The organism is Mesobacillus sp. ABV4_180 (assembly GCF_056158485.1).
Window position 1 is genome coordinate 3,850,728 of the sequence record NZ_JBSWTJ010000001.1, and the last position, 17,945, is coordinate 3,868,672.

At 43.4% G+C, this 17,945-nt stretch carries 21 protein-coding genes and 1 riboswitch; of the genes, 6 read left to right on the top strand and 15 right to left on the bottom strand.

The window, feature by feature from the left end:
* Window positions 1-42: 42 nt before the first annotated feature.
* Complete coding sequence (locus ACXAEA_RS19650) at window positions 43-561, bottom strand: type 1 glutamine amidotransferase domain-containing protein (protein WP_475097529.1); 519 nt, start codon at window positions 559-561, stop codon at window positions 43-45.
* A 202-nt stretch (window positions 562-763) separates the two neighbouring features.
* Here ACXAEA_RS19650 and ACXAEA_RS19655 point away from each other — a divergent pair, with 202 nt between their 5' ends.
* A complete protein-coding gene (locus tag ACXAEA_RS19655; RefSeq protein ID WP_475097530.1) occupies window positions 764-1,039 on the top strand; it encodes a late competence development ComFB family protein in 276 nt (91 codons plus the stop codon).
* Between the two features lie 59 nt (window positions 1,040-1,098).
* On the opposite strand, the gene treR is transcribed toward ACXAEA_RS19655, so the two are convergent.
* Window positions 1,099-1,824: a trehalose operon repressor gene (treR, locus tag ACXAEA_RS19660; protein ID WP_475097531.1), complete on the bottom strand. Its 726-nt coding sequence runs from the start codon at window positions 1,822-1,824 to the stop codon at window positions 1,099-1,101.
* A 247-nt stretch (window positions 1,825-2,071) separates the two neighbouring features.
* On the opposite strand from treR, the gene ACXAEA_RS19665 reads away from it, so the two are divergent.
* Complete coding sequence (locus ACXAEA_RS19665; protein ID WP_475098176.1) at window positions 2,072-2,392, top strand: helix-turn-helix domain-containing protein; 321 nt, start codon at window positions 2,072-2,074, stop codon at window positions 2,390-2,392.
* A 120-nt stretch (window positions 2,393-2,512) separates the two neighbouring features.
* Here the strand turns inward: ACXAEA_RS19665 and ACXAEA_RS19670 are convergent, their stop codons facing one another.
* From ACXAEA_RS19670 to ACXAEA_RS19680, 3 genes are all read right to left on the bottom strand, one after another.
* Window positions 2,513-2,641, bottom strand: coding sequence for an anti-repressor SinI family protein (locus ACXAEA_RS19670; RefSeq protein WP_475097532.1), 129 nt, complete (start codon window positions 2,639-2,641; stop codon window positions 2,513-2,515).
* Between the two features lie 28 nt (window positions 2,642-2,669).
* Window positions 2,670-2,755, bottom strand: a riboswitch (cyclic di-GMP riboswitch).
* Between the two features lie 701 nt (window positions 2,756-3,456).
* Window positions 3,457-4,383 carry a pseudouridine-5'-phosphate glycosidase gene (locus tag ACXAEA_RS19675; RefSeq protein WP_475097533.1) on the bottom strand — a complete coding sequence of 309 codons (927 nt, stop codon included), beginning with the start codon at window positions 4,381-4,383 and terminating at the stop codon, window positions 3,457-3,459.
* 12 nt (window positions 4,384-4,395) lie between these two features.
* A complete protein-coding gene (locus tag ACXAEA_RS19680; RefSeq protein WP_475097534.1) occupies window positions 4,396-5,493 on the bottom strand; it encodes a carbohydrate kinase in 1,098 nt (365 codons plus the stop codon).
* A 261-nt stretch (window positions 5,494-5,754) separates the two neighbouring features.
* Here ACXAEA_RS19680 and ACXAEA_RS19685 point away from each other — a divergent pair, with 261 nt between their 5' ends.
* Window positions 5,755-6,402, top strand: a complete 648-nt coding sequence (locus tag ACXAEA_RS19685) for a nitrous oxide reductase accessory protein NosL (protein ID WP_475097535.1) — start codon at window positions 5,755-5,757, stop codon at window positions 6,400-6,402.
* A 43-nt stretch (window positions 6,403-6,445) separates the two neighbouring features.
* Here the strand turns inward: ACXAEA_RS19685 and ACXAEA_RS19690 are convergent, their stop codons facing one another.
* From ACXAEA_RS19690 to motA, 7 genes are all read right to left on the bottom strand, one after another.
* Window positions 6,446-7,156 (bottom strand): ABC transporter ATP-binding protein, encoded by a 711-nt coding sequence (locus tag ACXAEA_RS19690; protein WP_475097536.1) that lies wholly within the window; start codon window positions 7,154-7,156, stop codon window positions 6,446-6,448.
* Window positions 7,149-7,967 carry an ABC transporter permease gene (locus ACXAEA_RS19695; protein ID WP_475097537.1) on the bottom strand — a complete coding sequence of 273 codons (819 nt, stop codon included), beginning with the start codon at window positions 7,965-7,967 and terminating at the stop codon, window positions 7,149-7,151. Before ACXAEA_RS19695 ends, ACXAEA_RS19690 begins: the two co-directional genes overlap by 8 nt.
* A complete protein-coding gene (locus ACXAEA_RS19700) occupies window positions 7,964-8,425 on the bottom strand; it encodes a nitrous oxide reductase accessory protein NosL (RefSeq protein ID WP_475097538.1) in 462 nt (153 codons plus the stop codon). The genes ACXAEA_RS19695 and ACXAEA_RS19700 overlap by 4 nt, the downstream gene beginning before the upstream one ends.
* A complete protein-coding gene (nosD, locus tag ACXAEA_RS19705) occupies window positions 8,422-9,771 on the bottom strand; it encodes a nitrous oxide reductase family maturation protein NosD (RefSeq protein ID WP_475097539.1) in 1,350 nt (449 codons plus the stop codon). Before nosD ends, ACXAEA_RS19700 begins: the two co-directional genes overlap by 4 nt.
* A gap of 426 nt (window positions 9,772-10,197) precedes the next feature.
* Window positions 10,198-11,415: an MDR family MFS transporter gene (locus ACXAEA_RS19710; RefSeq protein ID WP_475097540.1), complete on the bottom strand. Its 1,218-nt coding sequence runs from the start codon at window positions 11,413-11,415 to the stop codon at window positions 10,198-10,200.
* Between the two features lie 114 nt (window positions 11,416-11,529).
* Window positions 11,530-12,297 (bottom strand): flagellar motor protein MotB, encoded by a 768-nt coding sequence (gene motB / locus ACXAEA_RS19715; protein WP_475097541.1) that lies wholly within the window; start codon window positions 12,295-12,297, stop codon window positions 11,530-11,532.
* A complete protein-coding gene (motA, locus tag ACXAEA_RS19720) occupies window positions 12,290-13,084 on the bottom strand; it encodes a flagellar motor stator protein MotA (RefSeq protein WP_475097542.1) in 795 nt (264 codons plus the stop codon). The genes motB and motA overlap by 8 nt, the downstream gene beginning before the upstream one ends.
* 200 nt (window positions 13,085-13,284) lie before the next feature.
* On the opposite strand from motA, the gene ACXAEA_RS19725 reads away from it, so the two are divergent.
* Window positions 13,285-14,766 carry a methyl-accepting chemotaxis protein gene (locus ACXAEA_RS19725; RefSeq protein WP_475097543.1) on the top strand — a complete coding sequence of 494 codons (1,482 nt, stop codon included), beginning with the start codon at window positions 13,285-13,287 and terminating at the stop codon, window positions 14,764-14,766.
* 47 nt (window positions 14,767-14,813) lie between these two features.
* Here ACXAEA_RS19725 and ACXAEA_RS19730 read toward each other — a convergent pair whose 3' ends face one another.
* Together ACXAEA_RS19730 and ACXAEA_RS19735 are read right to left on the bottom strand one after the other, a co-directional pair.
* Window positions 14,814-15,188: a DnaJ family domain-containing protein gene (locus ACXAEA_RS19730; protein WP_475097544.1), complete on the bottom strand. Its 375-nt coding sequence runs from the start codon at window positions 15,186-15,188 to the stop codon at window positions 14,814-14,816.
* A gap of 924 nt (window positions 15,189-16,112) precedes the next feature.
* Window positions 16,113-16,724 carry a peroxiredoxin gene (locus ACXAEA_RS19735; RefSeq protein WP_475097545.1) on the bottom strand — a complete coding sequence of 204 codons (612 nt, stop codon included), beginning with the start codon at window positions 16,722-16,724 and terminating at the stop codon, window positions 16,113-16,115.
* A gap of 125 nt (window positions 16,725-16,849) precedes the next feature.
* Here ACXAEA_RS19735 and ACXAEA_RS19740 point away from each other — a divergent pair, with 125 nt between their 5' ends.
* Together ACXAEA_RS19740 and ACXAEA_RS19745 are read left to right on the top strand one after the other, a co-directional pair.
* Window positions 16,850-17,014: a hypothetical protein gene (locus ACXAEA_RS19740; protein WP_475097546.1), complete on the top strand. Its 165-nt coding sequence runs from the start codon at window positions 16,850-16,852 to the stop codon at window positions 17,012-17,014.
* 129 nt (window positions 17,015-17,143) lie between these two features.
* Entirely contained in the window at window positions 17,144-17,461 is a 318-nt protein-coding gene (locus tag ACXAEA_RS19745) for a YbjQ family protein (RefSeq protein ID WP_475097547.1), read from the top strand.
* A 36-nt stretch (window positions 17,462-17,497) separates the two neighbouring features.
* On the opposite strand, the gene ACXAEA_RS19750 is transcribed toward ACXAEA_RS19745, so the two are convergent.
* The gene (locus ACXAEA_RS19750; protein ID WP_475097548.1) at window positions 17,498-17,914 is read right to left on the bottom strand and encodes an NUDIX hydrolase; all 417 of its coding nucleotides are present in this window, start codon (window positions 17,912-17,914) and stop codon (window positions 17,498-17,500) included.
* Window positions 17,915-17,945: the final 31 nt, after the last annotated feature.

The window sequence follows — 17,945 nt, forward strand, 5'->3', positions numbered from 1 at the left end:
AATAAAAAACCCCTTTGCATTTGCAAAAGGGTCTATCATTCACTATTTATTCAACAAATTCAGCGCTTCGCGATTGAACGCCGGGATATCCTTCGGTTCCCTGCTTGTTACGAGCTGGTTGCTGCAGACGATGACTTCTTTGTCCTGATACTTCGCTCCGGCGTATTCCATATCAACGCGAATCGACTTATAGCCTGTTGCGTCCCTGCCTTCGAGCGTTTTGGCAGTCAGCAGCAGCTGCGGTCCGTGGCAGATTGCGAAGACCGGTTTTTTCTCGTCCATAAACGCTTTTGTAAATTGGACGAACCGCTCATCTTCGCGAAGCTGGTCAGGCGAGAAGCCTCCTGGAATGAATAATGCATCGAAGTCTTCAGGCTTCACATTATCGATGCTTTCATCGATTTTTACCTCGGCTTTTTCCTGCTTTCCTTTAACTGTTTTTCCTTTTTCTTTTTCAATCGTCATCACTTCATGACCGGCTTCAGTAAAAGCACGTGATGGTTCAAGATACTCGGCATCTTCAAACAGATTTGTAATTAAACAAGCAACTTTTTTACTCATAGATACAACATCTCCTTTGAAAAATTCTCCACTATTAAGATTCCCTGTCCTATACTTGTAAAACATTTATAGGCAGTTCCATTTTTTAGTATAATTACACACCAAAAGACCTATCTTAAAACGAATGTAAAAAAAACATTTTATATTTCAGACATTCAACTATAATTTAAGATAGGACATCAATAGGGAGAGAAGGGGCACCATGAACTTTAGCTATGTCAATGTAATGGAAGAAGTGGTTTCCACTCTTGTTAATGTGTTGATGATGAGCCCGGATTATCAGACGTTCTGCAATTGCCAGAAGTGCAGGAATGATATCATTGCCATCAGCCTGAACACACTTCCAAGCCACTATGTCACTACTGAAGATGGACGCAAAATGGTGTTTGAGCAGCTAAACACCCAGGAGAACAGGACGTGGATCAATAAAAGGATCATCAGTTCCATCCATCTTGTCGGTAAGTATCCGAAGCATTAATCCATAATAAAAGCTGCCAATTTGAAATGTTCTTTCAAACTTGGCAGCTTATTTTTTTATTAGAGTGACTGCGTATCCATCCGCCTTGCAAAGTCGACAAACCGGAACTTATCTGGCCGGTGCCTTGACTCTGTATATTGGAAAAGTGTTGCATCATCATAATAAATATGATTTTTCACAATGACAATCGCGTGAAAGCCCTCCATATCGAGAAGTTCCCTATCTTCTGCACTTGGCTCCTCCACCGTGAATTCCTTCTTTGCGAAGCTGATCTTCTTTCCTAGCTTCTTTTCAATATACTCAAATATGGAGTTTTCACAGTTCCTCCTGGACAGCCCTGGCACATGAGTCTCAACGAGAAAATCTTTATCCAATATGACTCTTTCACCGTCAATCTGACGGACTCTTTTAACTTTCCAAACCTTTTCAGTTTCCGCAATATTCAGCTCCCTGGAAATGTCACCACCAGCAAGCTGGAGAGTGAATTCCTCGACCGTCGTTTCAGCCTTCCCACCAATATTCTCAGCGAGCTCCTTGAAGCTGACCAGACCAGAAATCGGAAACTGATGTCTTTTCAAATCCAGGACCAATGAACCCTTGCCGCGAATTTTTTGAATAAAGCCATTCTGTGCCAGCAAGTTCAGCGCTTTCCGAATGGTTTCCCTTGAGGTCTGGTAGCGTTCTGCGAACTCATTCTCCGAAGGCAAAATCGTCTTAGGCGGAAAATGGCCCTCCTGAATCTGTTTTGCGATTTCTTCATAAATCACCAAATACTTCTTCTGCATTTCAATCACCCGTACCTTGTTTGATTGCTACCATTTTACCTTTTTTTCAGCGGTTTGGATACTCACACAGGTTTTTTAAAACTAAAGAAAACTTTCCCAAATGCTTTTTTCTAAAAAAACAGACGTATACTAAACTATTTCTCCGTTATATAAGGTATAATGTGTTCGATTAGTTGTTCTTTATATGGAACTGCAAAGTTTATTTTGATATAATGAAAATAATAAAAAATAAGGTGTGTGAATGTCTGTGATTGGTGAACGCGTAAAGAAGCTGCGACAGGAAAAGAGAATGTCGCTGTCTGAACTGGCAGAACAAGCGGGAGTCGCGAAATCTTATTTAAGTTCTTTGGAGCGTAATCTTCAAACGAATCCATCAATCCAATTTTTGGAGAAAATAGCTGCAGTACTGAATATACCAGTGGATCACTTAATCAATGAACAGCCAGATAAAGAAAATATGGATTCTGATTGGGTTAACCTAGTAAAGGAAGCAATGGACTCAGGTATTACAAAAGATCAGTTCCGCGAGTTTTTAGAATTCAATAAATGGAGACTCCACAATAAGTAAATGATTAATGGACAGCTAGCTGTCCTTTTTCATTTTTATAAACAAAATAAAAAGCACCTCCTGAAGAGCTGCTCGATCAAAAAATTGTATTCTATGTAGAGTTTATCGTATCTTACAGACTTACTGTGCGCCAGACTTAGTTAAAAAATCTCGGATTTCTTCCTTGTTTATTCCCATTTCCAATGCTTGTAAAATTAGCTGCATCCATTCTGTGTCAAGTTCTTCGAAAACTACCTGTTCTTTAATCAAGTTCTTCCCCCCAAAATACTATGGTATTCCAGGCAGTCCGGCCATCATAGTACATTGCACCTTAGATCCGTGACTTTGCGTCCTAGTTTTTCAACAAGTTTGCCTTTTACTGTATCTTTTTTCTTATTCCCTGACTCCCAATCTCATTGTATCTGGTTCTTTATCATTATGATGTAACTATTTGTCGGCTAGATAGTAAGGATTTTTTCTTTTTTCTTCCAAACACTTACAAAATTTCAATGAAAAGGCTTATTTTTCTGAAAATTAAAACCATTTATTCATAGATTTTTGTCAGAATATATACCTAATTGTTGAACTCTTTTTAAACCCTTTACCCCCATAAATTTGATGAGGGTTCATTTGATACAGAATTTTTTTTATAAGCATCGTTTTTCCAGCGGGGAAATTTGGCTACTTTCTCAAGACTAATGGCGTTAAAGAACGGATATCTTGTAAGATCATGACCGCAAACAGGGCAAAGCCATTCACCAATATCACTGCTGCTAAACGAGGGACGATTGCATCGATCACAATTTTTTCTGAACACGGTCATTCATCCTCCTTAAAATCCTTTCAAATTCCACCTGTTTCCATTCGAGTATAGTCCATTGGATTCATTTGTGAAAAAGTCCAAAAACAGCTATTTTTTCTTAAAAAAGAACAAAAATCGTTCGTTTTTAAGAATTATCTCCAATTCTCTTACTTTTTCGTTTTTTTTAATGAACGATATCGTTCTTTTTATAGACTGAGTAAATCTCCCATTTACAGATAGTATTAACTTCTTCCAGTATTTAGACCTAAAAAAAGAACCAGCCTCAAAGGCTGATTCTCTGTTTGGCAAGAGCTGTTGCGATCTTTGCTCCGACCTTGGCATTATTTTTGACAAGCGCGATATTCGCGACAAGACTTTTTCCTTCGGTCAATTCTTTTACTTTTCCTAGCAGAAATGGGGTGACCTGCTTCCCTCCAATTTGTTGTGCTTTGGCTTCGTCCAGTGCTTTTTCAATTACTTCAGCTATTAAACTCTCATCCAGAGCATCTTCTTCAGGAATCGGATTCGCCACGACAATTCCTCCATCTAGACCCAACTGCCATTTCGTTCTGATCATTTCTGCTACAGACTCTGCTGTATCAAGGCGGAAGTTTACATTATATGGGCTCGTCCGGGTATAAAAAGCTGGGAGCGAATCTGTGCCAAAGCCTACAACGGGAACTCCATGAGTTTCCAGGTATTCAAGGGTCAAGCCTAAATCGAGAATTGATTTTGCACCAGCACATACAACGGCTACATTCGTCCTGGCAAGCTCCTGCAGGTCTGCCGAAATGTCCATCGTCGTTTCAGCTTCGCGATGGACCCCGCCAATTCCTCCGGTGACAAATACCTCGATGCCTGCCAAATCTGCGCAAATCATCGTTGCTGCCACCGTTGTCGCTCCATTTTTACTTGTGGATAACAAATACGGGAGATCGCGCCTGCTCGCCTTCTCCACATTCTTGCTTTGGCCAAGGTATTCCAGTTCTTCATCTGAGAGGCCAATCTTTATTTTCCCATCCAGGATGGCAATGGTTGCGGGCGCTGCTCCATGGTCCCGGATCATCCTTTCCACTTCCCTTGCTGTGTGGACGTTCTGTGGATAAGGCATTCCATGTGATATAATCGTAGATTCGAGGGCAACGATCGGTTTGCCAGCTGCCCTTGCTTCTATAACTTCCTGTGAGTATTCAAGCCATTTTTCCAGCATGCAGTACCTCGCTTATTTAAAATTTTGTTTATACGTTTCCAGCAATTGCTTATTGTTCAGGATTGGATTCACTGTTTCAATTGTTTGCAATGTCAGAATCGAACATGCCATTCCGATTTTGCAGGCATCCTCTGTCTGGATTCCATTCAAGTGGGCATAGATGATTCCTGCCACAAGGGAATCCCCTGCCCCGGTCACATCGATGACGGATATGGCTGGCGGAATCAGGACTCCAGCTTCACCTTTTGCCGTGAAATATACAAGGCCTTTATCTCCCCGGCTGATGACCACCCTTTCTGCACCTTTATGGATGATTATTTCGGCAGCTTTAAAAAAGTCCCCTTCATTTTCAATCGTGATGCCAGAAATGGCTTCAGCTTCATCCTTGTTGGCAATCAGCCACGTCACCCCCAATAAGTCGTGCGGCAATTTCTTCGCTTTTGGTGAAGAAACTGGAGTGATGCAGAGCTGGATATTTTCTTTCCGGCAGCGTACTATTATTCTTTCTAGAACTTCAGCTGGAAAATTAGAATCAAGCATAATAAGTTCAGAAGATGCGAAATAGCCCCATTTGCGGTCGATGAAATCCGGAGTGATAGAATCATAGATTGACATCTCTGCCAATGCTACGCTCATTTCCCCTTGGTAGTCCAAAACTGCCGTATACACTCCTGTCGACTGGCCCTGAAGCGTTTCTGAGGGAGTCACATCCGCAAAAGCTTTGGTATATTCCATCAACCAGTGGCCCTCATGGTCATCGCCAACAATGGTCAGAACACTTACATCGCTTCCGAGCCTGCCCAGATTTTCACCGATATTCCTTGCGACACCGCCGCATGACTTGGAGCTTTCTGCCGGGTTGGACGTGCCTGGCTTCAGCTCGTCCTTCGACCAGATTTTCCGGTCGATATTGGCTCCCCCCACGCACAGTACCTGTCTTTTTTTTGGTAAAATGTAGGCCTGTCCAAGGACCTTCCCTTGCTTTATTAGTGATGAAATATAGCCGGCAACTGCTGAACTTGACACATCTGTCTTCGCAGCCAGTTCAATCTGTGAAATGAACGGATTTTTCTTTATTTGTTTAAGGATTAAAGCCTCTTTTTCGTTCATTTTGCGCACCTCGCTATTTCCAAAATCTTGCTTATATCCAAATTTTATACCTTTGTCTGAATATACACAATAATATTAAAAATCCTTTACATTCCTGTGTAGTTTTAAATCATTGTATTTACTGAAGGAATCCATTTCGCCTGTCATTTTGTCACAAAATCGTCAAAAAAATCTTTTGCTTCTCACGCTTTCACCACGATTTTTTCGTAATTTAATCACAACTGCCTGTTAGGATTAAATCGATAAAAGGAGGAGAATTAAGTGAAAAAACGATCAATGATTTTAATGGCATTTTTTTTATTGATAATCCTGTCAGCTTGCGGCGATGAAACTGCTGAAAACAAGAAGGAAACAGATGGCCAGACATCTGCAGCAACAGAAGAAAAACATGACCATGCAGATGGTCCCCATGAACCTGGTGCAGACGATGTTTGTGCCTTCTGCAATATGAAGGTTTATACGGAAACGGACCCAATGGGCGTTTTCACAGCACAAGCGAAATCAAAGGACGGGGATTATGTATTCTTTGACGACTCTGGCTGCCTATTGAATTCCCCAAGACGTGATGAAGTAGAGTATGAAGAAAAGTGGGTCCGTGACTATGTCACGGCTGAATGGATCGATGCAGATTCAGCCGTTCCGGTAAAAGCCGACCTTAAAACACCAATGAAATACGGTTACGCTTTCTTTAAAGATAACGAAAGCGCAGAAAAATTCATTTCCGAAAATGGCGACAAAAATCCGGCAATGGCATCATGGGAGGAAATTGACCAGATGGCCAATGAACGGTATATGAAAAAAATGAAAATGAGCAGCGGCAGCATGGATAAAAAAGATCATAGTGACATGATGGGCAAGAATGAAAACAATGGTATCGATAGTCAAAAAAGCGATGATCATGCACAATAAAAAACCCGGTGCGGAATTAACCCGCACCGGGCTTTTTAGCTTATTAATTGAAGAATACCTTTTCAAGAGGTGTATAAACACCATTTTTATGCACAAGCGAACTTACAGGTTCGCAATAGTGCAGTTTCCCTTCCTGCATGAACGCAGCTCGATCTGCCAGTTCCTCCACCAGGCTCAGGATGTGGGTCGTTAAGAAAATTGTCCTTCCCTGGCGTTTCTCTTCCTGGATGATTTCCTTGAAACGGAACACCCAGAATGGATCCAGTCCATTCGTCGGCTCATCGAGAATCCTTAGCGGCACGTTGGGCAGCAATGCCTGGGCAAGCGACAGCCGCTGCTGCATCCCTTTGGAATATTGCTTGATTGGTGTATTCCTCACATCGTACAATCCGACCTGCTTGAGGGCTTCGTTCACCTTTTGCTTGTTAATCCCTCTTAATCCCGCGAAAAATGTCAGGACCTCCAGACCCGTCAATTGGCGCGGGAACAGCATTTCGTCCGGCATATAGGAGAACATTTTCTTAAATTCGAAATCTCTCGGGCCCAATTCTTTTCCGTCAAGGAAAACCTTGCCGGCTGTCGGCTTCATGATCCCTGTCAGCATCTTGATCAGCGTGCTTTTACCGGCACCATTCCCGCCGCAGAGTGCGAAGATTTCAGGCTTTTCAATCGTAAGGCTGATGTCCGTTATTTTTTTCGATTCGCTATAATGTTTTGCCAATCCTTCAATCCTGATCCATTCCCTGCTACTCATCTATTGCCCCCCTTTCAACCCTTCGGACTGTATACAATACAGGTAGCGCTGTCCACAAAAGAACTCCTGCAGCAAACAGCACTTTGCCCGACATGCCGTCTGCCCAGATCGTTAAATCGTATAAACGCGGGCCAAACACAGACGCTCCATCCAAAGACAGGATCGACTGAACCCGGATCAATTCAACAGGATTAAGAAAAATCGAAGCTGTCAGCATCGGCAGAATCCACTGCTTCACCATGAACATGCTTGCTCCCATAATGATGAACTCATAAAAAAGGACAAGGAATGCCCAGACAATCAAGCTGATTCCAAGCGCTTGGAAACGCGTCTTTGAGACAATGCCAATCATCATTGCCAAGGACAGGAAAATTGCTGCCAGCAAGATTGAATACAAGTAAAACAAAAGCAGTGAAGAAACAGCAACTCCGCCCCCTGTAAAGAAAATCACCATCAAGGCAGCACCATAGCCAAATGTTAAAACAGACCAGACAGCGACAAATAATCCTGCGTACTTACCGAGTATCACGCTCCATGTAGAGACAGGGTATGTCAGCAGCAGCATCAATCCCCTGTCCTCTTTCTCACCTGACAGGAACAGGCTGCCGATCAAAAGTGACAGCAGCGGGATCAATAGCAGATTCACATTAAGCAAACTGGCCGTCATCCTGTTAAATCCATCGAAACCTGCTTCCCCTGTGTTTCCTAGGAAGGCGACCATGATGGCGAGGGATGAAAACAGGAGGCCAAAGCCGGCAAGCCAGTGGCTCCTCATCATCAATGTCATTTGCTGTCTTGCGATCTGCATCATTGGTTCCAGCTCCACTCATGTTTTTGTAAAGATTGATAGTCCAGTACTTCTCCCATGCCTTGTTCCTTCACATACATCTCTGCACTTGCTTTTTCCTTGAAGCTGACGACGCCATTGGCCATCGGCGTCCAGAATTCAGGATGATAGGCATGGTAGGCCTTCTCCAACTCAACCCACTCACCAGTATCCATATCCCGCACAAAACTTTTTGCTTCCCCTTCATCTTCCACATTCGGCTCTTTCTGCATGAATTCTTCCATACATCCGATATCATCAAATTTATAGACTTCGCCTTCTTCCGTTACGACCTCTGACGCAAAATGCTCATGGGCAATTCCCATATTGCAAACCTCGCACACATCTATTTCAGGATTGATTTCTTCTGGCTCCATCGTGCTGTTCTGACAGCTGGCCAGTGCCGTGGATAGAAACATTAATATTCCAATTTTTTTGATCATAGCAGTTTCCTTCCTTTCATGATGACAAGTAAAGACATTAAAATAAAAACGACACCTGCTGCTCCTGGAAGAATCGTCCTTTTTCCGCTTTGCTCTGCTTCTCGATGCTTGACAACTTGCTCCACGAGCGGCCTGGCATCATATACATTTGCTGACCCTAAGGTAGGAAACATCGATTCAGCTTTCGTCCACAATTTGATTGACGGGCTTTCGAAGAAAAATTGCCAGTAAGGCTGCTTTTGCAAAAAGCGGTCATATAGCGATCCCGCCTTATAAGCTTCCTCCCCGATTCCGTCACCGTTGAGATCGAAGCTGCCGTAGTCATCCCAGTAGTTCCCTTTCTCACCATCATCCAGCCTCATATCATTGCCTGAAATCTTTGACTGGACAACATTGCCGATAAAATTGTTCTCAGTGAACGTGTTCCTTTTATTGTCGCCTTTGAATTCAAGGCCGACTTGATTGGCACCGATAAGATTCCTGCTCGTCAGTGTGTCCACCCCGTATTCCAGTGACAGTCCAGTACTGTTCCGCAGGATTTCATTACCTTTAACCAGGACATTCTTCGTTTCATAAATCAGGATTCCGAATCCGCGGAAATGAAAATGATCGATTACTTTGTTTTCAATGAATTCTATATGATTGGAATTCATCACCATGAAGCCTGTGACATTTTTCTCAACATGATTTTTCTCGGCTAAAACTTTCTCGCTGAACATGAAGTGCATTCCGTAGCGAGATTGAAGGATATGATTTTCACTCACCTTGATTTCTTTTGTAAAATCAAAGTAGACCCCATCCTGGACATCCGAAATTTCATTTCCCACTATCTTGTGGCCTCCACCCTTAAATAGATGGATGCCATTTCCCCTTCTCGAAAAATGAGATTCATAGCTAGAAATCGTATTTTCCAGTACCTTACTTCCGTTGCTGTTCGCTATAAAAATTCCATATAGGACGTCTTTCATTTTGTTGTTTCTAACCATCGTATTACGGGCTTTTTTGATGTAGATTCCGCTATCCTCCTGGTTGGTACCGCTATTTGTGATTGTCAGCCCTTCGACAACGGTGTTTGAAGCTGTGATCATGATGACATTCCCTTTTCTTCCCCCATCAATGATCGCACCATCTTCGGCTTTAACGGTAATTCCTTTGTTAATCATTAAATTCTCTTTATAAAATCCAGGGGAGACTAAAATTCTATCCCCATTATGGGCACGTTTTATAGCAGCTTGAATAGATTGCCCTTCTTCAACCTTCAAATCTTCCGCGAAGGCATGGGTTTGGCTAAGCACAAATAATAAGAGAAAAGTAAGAATGATCTTGCCACTGCCTGGTAGTGCCATTTGTTTCTCCTCTCCCAAAAATAATCTCTTTTAAAATTAACAAATAAATGTGTTGAAATTTTGAGGATAATATGGGGAAAAGTTGAAGTTATCCACAGTACATTCAGTAAAATCTGGCAGCAATACAGTTTTCGAAATAAGTTTTCAGAATTATCCGAAATGAATTTGTCTATTTTGTGACAAATGCAATATAATGTAAATAATATGCTTAGCTTAGAAAATACGAAGGAGGACTTGGACATGACCATTGTTCATATACTAAACTTCTCCATTCCAATTGCCATGATGCTTGTGATCGGTTTTACTGTGGATAAAATGTGCAAACCTGATACACACAAACAGGAAACCGAGTAATTTTATCGAAAATGGAAACTTCAAATACGCAAAGAAGGGCAAGATTCTCACGGAATCTTGCCCTTCTTTGCATTAATTTTCAACTGCTGCTGGTGCTGCTTTTACAAAAATCCTGTTACCCCGGATGAAGAACAGGATACTTAAGAGCACGGCAATGGCTATGACGGGGAATAAAACAGTTCCTCCAGCTTCCTTTAAAAGGAACCCGCCAGTAATTGGACCGAGGAAGTGCCCGATTTTCCTGAACTGCGCTGCTCCAAAATAGGTTCCTCGCAATTCATCGGTTGCCAGCTGGTCGACAAGATAACTGCTCGAGGGAAAAATCAGGATCTCCCCTATTGTCACGAATACGATTGCTAAAATACTCAAGTACCAGCCGGTTACAAAACCAAATGTCAGCATGCCCGCTGACAGGAAGACCGCTCCAGCCATCATCACCTGCATCGGCTTGAAACGTTCCGCAAAATGGCTGATTGGCATTTGCAGCAGGACGACCATAACCGCATTGATTGAAAGCATAATAGAGTAAACGAAAACCCCATTTGCAATCGTGGACTCAAGATATTGCGGCACATTAGATTCTATTTGCGAGTAGCCAAAGTTAATGATGATTGTACCAAGCACCAGAAATCTTAATGCCTTGTCCTGGCCGATGATTTTCAGTGAGCTGGCAATCGTCACTTTCGAAGCACCTTCACTCACCGGATTGCCAAGATTGTATTTCTTCATCATTAGCGCAAGTATCAGCACATAAATAAAGTACATGCCCCCCGTTACCATGAATGCTGATTTTGCAGAGACTACTGCAAGATAAGCACCCAGCAGCGGTCCAACTGAAGCACCAATATTGATTGCCGTATATCTAAGCGAGAAAGCCCTCATCCGTTTGCTTTTTTCTGTTAAATCGGCAATCAGCGCCTGGCCGGTCGGCTCAAAGAACGAACCGCTCAAGCCATTCAGTGCATTCAGGACAATGAACCAACCTGGTGTCTCAGCAATCAAGAATCCGAAATAGACCAGTGACATCGAAAACAATGAACCAATCATGACCGGCTTACGGCCGTATTTGTCGGACAAATGCCCACCAAGGAAGCCTCCGATTACACCTGACAATGGACTGATTCCAATCGTGAGACCGATCATTACCGGGTGCAAATCGAGATTCCTTGAAAGGTAGATGGCCAGGAATGGCAGAGTCGCGAAAGCTGAACCTCTTGCAAGTACCGTCCCGCTCAACAGCACCCAGACAATCGGGTGGAACTGCCTGTAATAGTTTTTTAGATTATTCATCTCTTTTTACCTCATAAAGTTGGATTCCTCAATCATAACAAATATCCAAAATTATGAAAATGCTATTTTTTCAAAATAAAACCGCCGCCAGATATGAATGGCAGCGGTTATCTATCATTGCCCGGGATTATTGCTTGTCCGGGGGAGGATTAAAATTTCTACACGGCGGTTCCTGGCTTTGCCTTCCGCGGTGTCATTCGTCGCAACCGGCTGGAACTCGCCAAAGCCTTTTGCACTGAACCAGCGCGGGTCTAGCTGTTCATTTTTCAGGATGATCTTCATGAATTCAACTGCGCGCATGACGCTCAATTCCCAGTTCGATTCATATCTCGCTGTGCTGATCGGCACATTGTCTGTGTGCCCGCTGATGATGATGTTCCGAGGCGGTTCCATGATCAGCAAATCCGCGATTTCATTCGCGATAGTAAGATCAGATGCTCGAACCTCCGCCCTCCCCGATTCAAACAGGACATTATCCCTGATTGTCAGCAGCAGCCCTTCATCTGTCAGCTTAGTATTAAGCTTGTCTGTAAGCTTCTTTTCTTCAATATATGCATTGACCTTCTGCTGCAGCGCCTGAAGCTCCATTTGGTCCTTCGCGGCAGCATCCTGGTCATTCTTTTCAACATCTTCCTTCCGTTCATCAGGCGATTCCATTTGGCCTTCAGGCATTGGGCTCTGGAATTCAAATACGCCTGTCCCTCCGGCAAAAACATCATTGAAGGCCTTCGAAAGCTGCTGGAATTTTACCGCATCAACCGAGCTCATCGCGAAAAGTACGATGAACAGCGCCAGCAGGAGGGTGAGCAGATCCGCATACGGGATCAGCCATGATTCATCCATATGCTCCTCGTGATGGTGCTTCTTCTTTTTCCTACTCATCCTTCGTCACGCTGCTTTCTTCAAGAATCAGCTTGCGCTCGCCAGCAGGCAGATAGGAAGCAAGCTTTTGTTCAATCACTCGTGGCGCTTCCCCTTCAAGAATGGATAGAATCCCTTCAATCATCATGTATTTCACTTTTGCTTCTTGTTTCGATTTACGCTTTAATTTATTGGCAAATGGGTGCCATAAGACATATCCGGTGAAAATCCCCAGCAAGGTCGCTACGAAAGCGGCACTGATTGCCTTGCCAAGCTCGTCGGTATTATCCATATGGCTGAGGGCCGCAATCAAACCGACAACCGCTCCTAGAACTCCGAGCGTCGGGGCATATGTTCCAGCCTGGGTGAAAATAGCCGCACCTGAAAGGTGGCGTTCCTCCATCGCTTCCACTTCTTCAGTTAGAACGTCCCTGATGTAATCCGCGCTCTGCCCGTCAACCGCAAGCGAAAGGCCATTCTTTAAAAACTCATCATCGATTTCACTTGTTTTCGCTTCTAGTGCAAGCAAGCCTTCCTTACGGGCAAGCTGCGCCCATTCCGAGAATAAGCGGATCAATGCTGGCAAATCAGTACTTTCCTGTTCCTTGAACAAAATTTTGAACAGCTTAGGCACTTTTTTCAGTTCATTTGCAGGAAATGCAATTGTCACCGCTGCAACAGTTCCCACCATTATGATTAAAATCGCGGCCGGATTGACAAGAGCGCTCGGGCTAACACCTTTGAAAACCATCCCCACTCCTACCGCAATGATCGCTAAAATGACCCCAATGATCGACGACTTATCCATTTACGACTCCCCTGTCTGCTTTACTTCTATTTCTATTTCATGTTGATCGATTGTCATAATATCTCTCTTTATTTCGACATATTTTTATAAATCTTAAGTAAAAGCAGCGTAAAAATTATTTTTATCAACAGATAAAAACTTGGAATTTCTATGCCGATATAACATATGTAAAGACATTTATCATCTAAGGAGGATTTAACGTGGAGGCGATTGAAAATCTCCGCAGGCAGGATACGAAAAAGAAGAACATACTGATGCTCAGTACTTATTCTGTATCGCTGGCCGCAACAACTGCGTATACCATCATCGAAAAGGAACCAATGTTGAAAACAATGGTTTATGCAAGTGAATTATCGTTTTTTATTTTATTTTTCCTGATTTTCCAGCTGTGGCTTAAAAGAGAATCTTTCTTCCCTTATGCCGCCATTGCAGCTATATTTATTCATCACTTTTTCTATATAAGTAAGTTTGGAGGCAATGGCGCATTTTTGCTCGTCCTGCTCTTCCTCGCAGTCTTTTCAGCCATCCATTTTGATACAAAAATCTTTGTCACAGGTTACACACTGGGTCTGGCGGCCGTGGTGATGAACGCCCAGATGGCATCGGCTGACCAAGAATTTCTCAGCAATAACTTCGCAGCGATTTTGCTTTGTTATATCTTGCTTGGTGCAGTCCTTTTCGTCCTGATTCGTTTGAACCGCAACACATATAAATCACTTGAAGCATTTCTCGCAGAATCAGAAAAAGAAACAGCTCGGAAAGAAAATCACAGCGCTTTGCTTCACAGTGAGCTGCTAGTCGTGACTGATAGCCTCGGAAAGATTAATGAGCAAATCCAGACGCACTTAACATCACAAACGGAGATGAAGATCGCCGTCAACGAAATTTCTGCAGGCAGCCAGGTACAGACTGAACAGATCAATCAGATTTCTGAAAACGCCGAGATGACGAGACATAGAATGGATGAAATGTCCGAAATGTCCATCCTCCTATCCGACAATACTTTGCAGGCTGCAAAAGCCTCTGAAAACGGCTCAGTAAAAATCGGGGAACTCCAGGGCGACATGAAGGAACTTGCCGGATCCATCGCAGAGCTTAGCCAGACGTTCTCGATGCTCACTAGGAAAATTGAAGAAACGAACGGTTTCATCGTCAACATCCGTAATATCACTGAGCAAACAAATTTGCTTGCATTGAACGCTTCCATCGAAGCAGCTCGTGCAGGTGAGGCTGGAAAAGGCTTCTCCGTTGTAGCCAACGAAATCCGCAAGCTTGCTGAAATCACGAAGGAAACAGCCATGCAAATCACAGATAACCTTGCCGCTGTTAACGAAACAAACTCGGCAGCACTTGAAAAAATGAATGACAGCAGTGAAAAGCTTGCTGAAAGCCACTCTGCCGTCAATGAAGTTTCCGGTTTCTTCTCAGAAGTGAGCAGCACCCTCCGTGAGCTGACTAACCAATTCGGCCAATTCGAATTGACTGTGAGCGATGTAAAAAATCAGACAGTCGATGTGGAGGCATCTACTCGTGAACTTGCGGCCATCATCGAACAGGCGACTGCAGGCCTCGAGGAAATGAACGCAACAATCGAAACATTGAACGATGATAACCAGACCATCGCAGCATACGTCGGCCAAACCGCTGCCGCTGCTGAAAAAATCAAGACACTAGGTGCATAATAAATAGGTAAGGGCCAGGCTGGATCTCTCCGCCTGGCCCTGATTGTTTATAATAACTTTTTTTCAATCTTACGCTCGTAATTTTTAAAAAGCGAAGAATTCGTTTTAACTCCCCGGCTTGACATGATTTTATTGTACCTTAATAACTTGGAGCTAAGTTCCTGGTTGAGCCGTTCTTTTTCTTCAGGATTTTCACAGGTGCGAATCAGGTTCTCGATTGTCATCACTTCTTGCCTCAGTTTACCCTCCTCAGGTGAAAAACCAGCATTCTGCAGCATTTTGTAGGCCATCCTCAAGTCCTCAGGTATAGCAGATAAATCCTCCAGGTTCAAAGGCTTCCCATAGCCTGGCAGATTTTCAAACTCGCCATCTTTATAGGCCTTCTTGATCCGATCCTCCGAAACCACCATTGAAAAATCCATTAGAACCACTCCAGTCCATAATTTCGACTTTGTCACTATTAGTATATTACTTTCAACCATTATTTTCTAATTATATCGTTTATGGAATGGATGTTCTGTCCCCTATCCTTTGCTGAAATGCCCCTTAAATCTCTTTTTAGACCTTTCGCCCTGCTCCTTGACTGAAATGCCAAGAAACTCTACTTAATAGACATTTTGCTTCTGCTCCTCGGCTGAAAGGTCCAGGAAACTCCTTTTATTAGACATTTCGCCCTGCTCCTAAGCTGAAATGTCCAGGAAACTCCTTTTATTAGACATTTTGCTCCTGCTCCTTAGCTGAGATGTCCAGGAACATACTTTTATTAGACATTTCACTCCTGCTTCATTGCTGAAATGTCCAGAAAACTCCTTTTATTGGACATTTCGCTCCTGCTCCTTGGCTGAAATGTCCAAGAAACTCCTTTTATTAGACATTTTGCTCCTGCTCCTTCTCTGAAATGTCCAAGAAACTCCTTTTATTAGTCATTTTGCTTCTGCTCCTTGGCTGAAATGTCCAGGAACATACTTTTATTAGACATTTCACTCCTGCTTCATTGCTGAAATGTCCAAGAAACTCCTTTTATTAGACACTTCGCTCCTCCCCCTTCTCTGAAATGTCCAAGAAACTCCTTTTATTAGACACTTCGCTCCTCCCCCTTATCTGAAATGTCCAAGAAACTCCTTTTATTAGACACTTCGCTACTGCCCCTTGTCTGAAATGTCCAAGAAACTCCTTTTATTAGACATTTCGCTACTGCCCCTTGCCTGAAATGTCCAAGAAACTCCTTGAAGAGTTCCATAGCCCTTTTTGTGACAGATCTCATCAAAAGATATTTGGTTGGGTTTGCCAAACTCTTTTACCCAAAAGAAAAACAGGCCGTTTATCAAGGCCTGTTCCATACACACTTATGTTTCCCCAATATTGGATGGATCTGTACTAATCCCCTGCTGGCCCGGCACCCAGTTTGCCGGCACGCCTTTTCCTGTTTGTTTTGCATAGTCAAATGCCTGGAGAAGCCTGACATGCTCAGGGAGGTTCCGGCCGACATTTCCCGGATAAATCAGCTTTGCTTTAATGATGCCTTCTGGATTAATGAACACTGATGCCCGGAATGCCGCACCAGTTGTTTCATCGAGCACCCTGTACGCGCGGCTGATCACCTGCGTACGGTCGCTGACCATCGGGTAGGTGACATTTTTTAATGAAGGTGAAGTTTCTTTGAAGACCTTGTGTGAGAATACACTGTCTGTGCTGATTGAAAGCAGTTCAGCATTCAATGCCTTTATATAAGGGTAAACAGCGGCGACCGCCGCCAATTCTGTCGGTCAGACAAAGGTAAAGTCACTTGGATAGAAAAATAGAATGACCCACTTTCCCCGATAATCCTCCAGGTTGATTTTTTTGATGTCACCATTTATCAATGCTTCAGCAGTGAAAAGCGGAGCCTGATCGTCTCTGGTCGCACAAAAAACTGTTGGGCACTCAGATAAGTCCTTTGCGTACAATTTATCATCCATTGCCGCCGCCCTCCTTTCGTAAAATTGCTCTCTATAAAATCATATGCAGCAGCCCATTAACTGATTTTTTATATTTCGCGCTTTAACAGGAAAAACTACTTTGGACAAGAAAGGAGGGTTCATAAATGGCTAGAGGCAAAGAGTTCAACCATAAGAAAAAGGGCCACCCTGGCGACCTGCCTGCGGGTGCTTTGAAAGCAAAACGGCCAGAGACCGAAGCACAGGAAGATGAGGAATTCCTCGTCGTCCAGGAAGCTTTCAAAAATCGCGTAGAGGAAGATGAAGTTTAATACCTAAGGACCTGGTGTGCTTCGCCAGGTTCTTTTTATGTATTTGAAACTTTTTCCCATAGGTATCGTATATGTTGTTATACACAATTTTCTCGCAGCTCGTTCATAAAATCGGAGGAGGAAATAACAATGATTGTTACAACAACACCAACTTTGCAAGGAAAAGAAGTGGAAAAGTATTTGGGGATTGTGTCAGGGGAAGCGATCATGGGAGCGAATGTCGTGCGTGACTTTTTGGCAAGTGTGACCGACGTGATTGGCGGCAGGAGCTCCGCATATGAAAACAAACTGGCGGAAGGCCGTGAAATCGCGATCCGTGAGATGGAGGACAAGGCCCGCAGGATGGGCGCGAATGCCGTAATCGGCGTCGACCTCGATTTCGAAACGCTGCGAGAAGGCATGATGATGTGCATTGCGACAGGCACAGCAGTTTATATTAGAGAATAATCATGAAAGGACCTGGCGTCATACCAGGTCCTTTTTTCAGACAATAGATGAATACACGTCGTTTAATTCGAAGTCATCGATGATTTCTTTCGGCAGCAGCATCTTCAAATGATCAATCGCAGCCCATTGGTAATCTGAATGCTCTTTCGAAAGCCGGACTTCATTGCTTTCGCTTCTGCATAAGTATGTAAGCAGGACAACCTGCCTGTTTGGGTTTGTTTTAAACGTTGTCGCGTAAAGAATCCTTTCAACATCAACGGTCAAGCCTGTTTCCTCGTGAATCTCACGACTTAATGCCGCCTCAATCCTTTCCCCGAACTCGATTTTGCCGCCAACAGTTTCCCACGTGCCAGCTCCTGTCACATCATCAGCTCCGCGCTTTAGTAACAGTACTTTTCCCTCATATAAAATAAGCCCTTTTACGACAACCACGATTTTATTTTCCTCACCCATTGTGTTTCACCTCTCAATGGAGATTAATTTT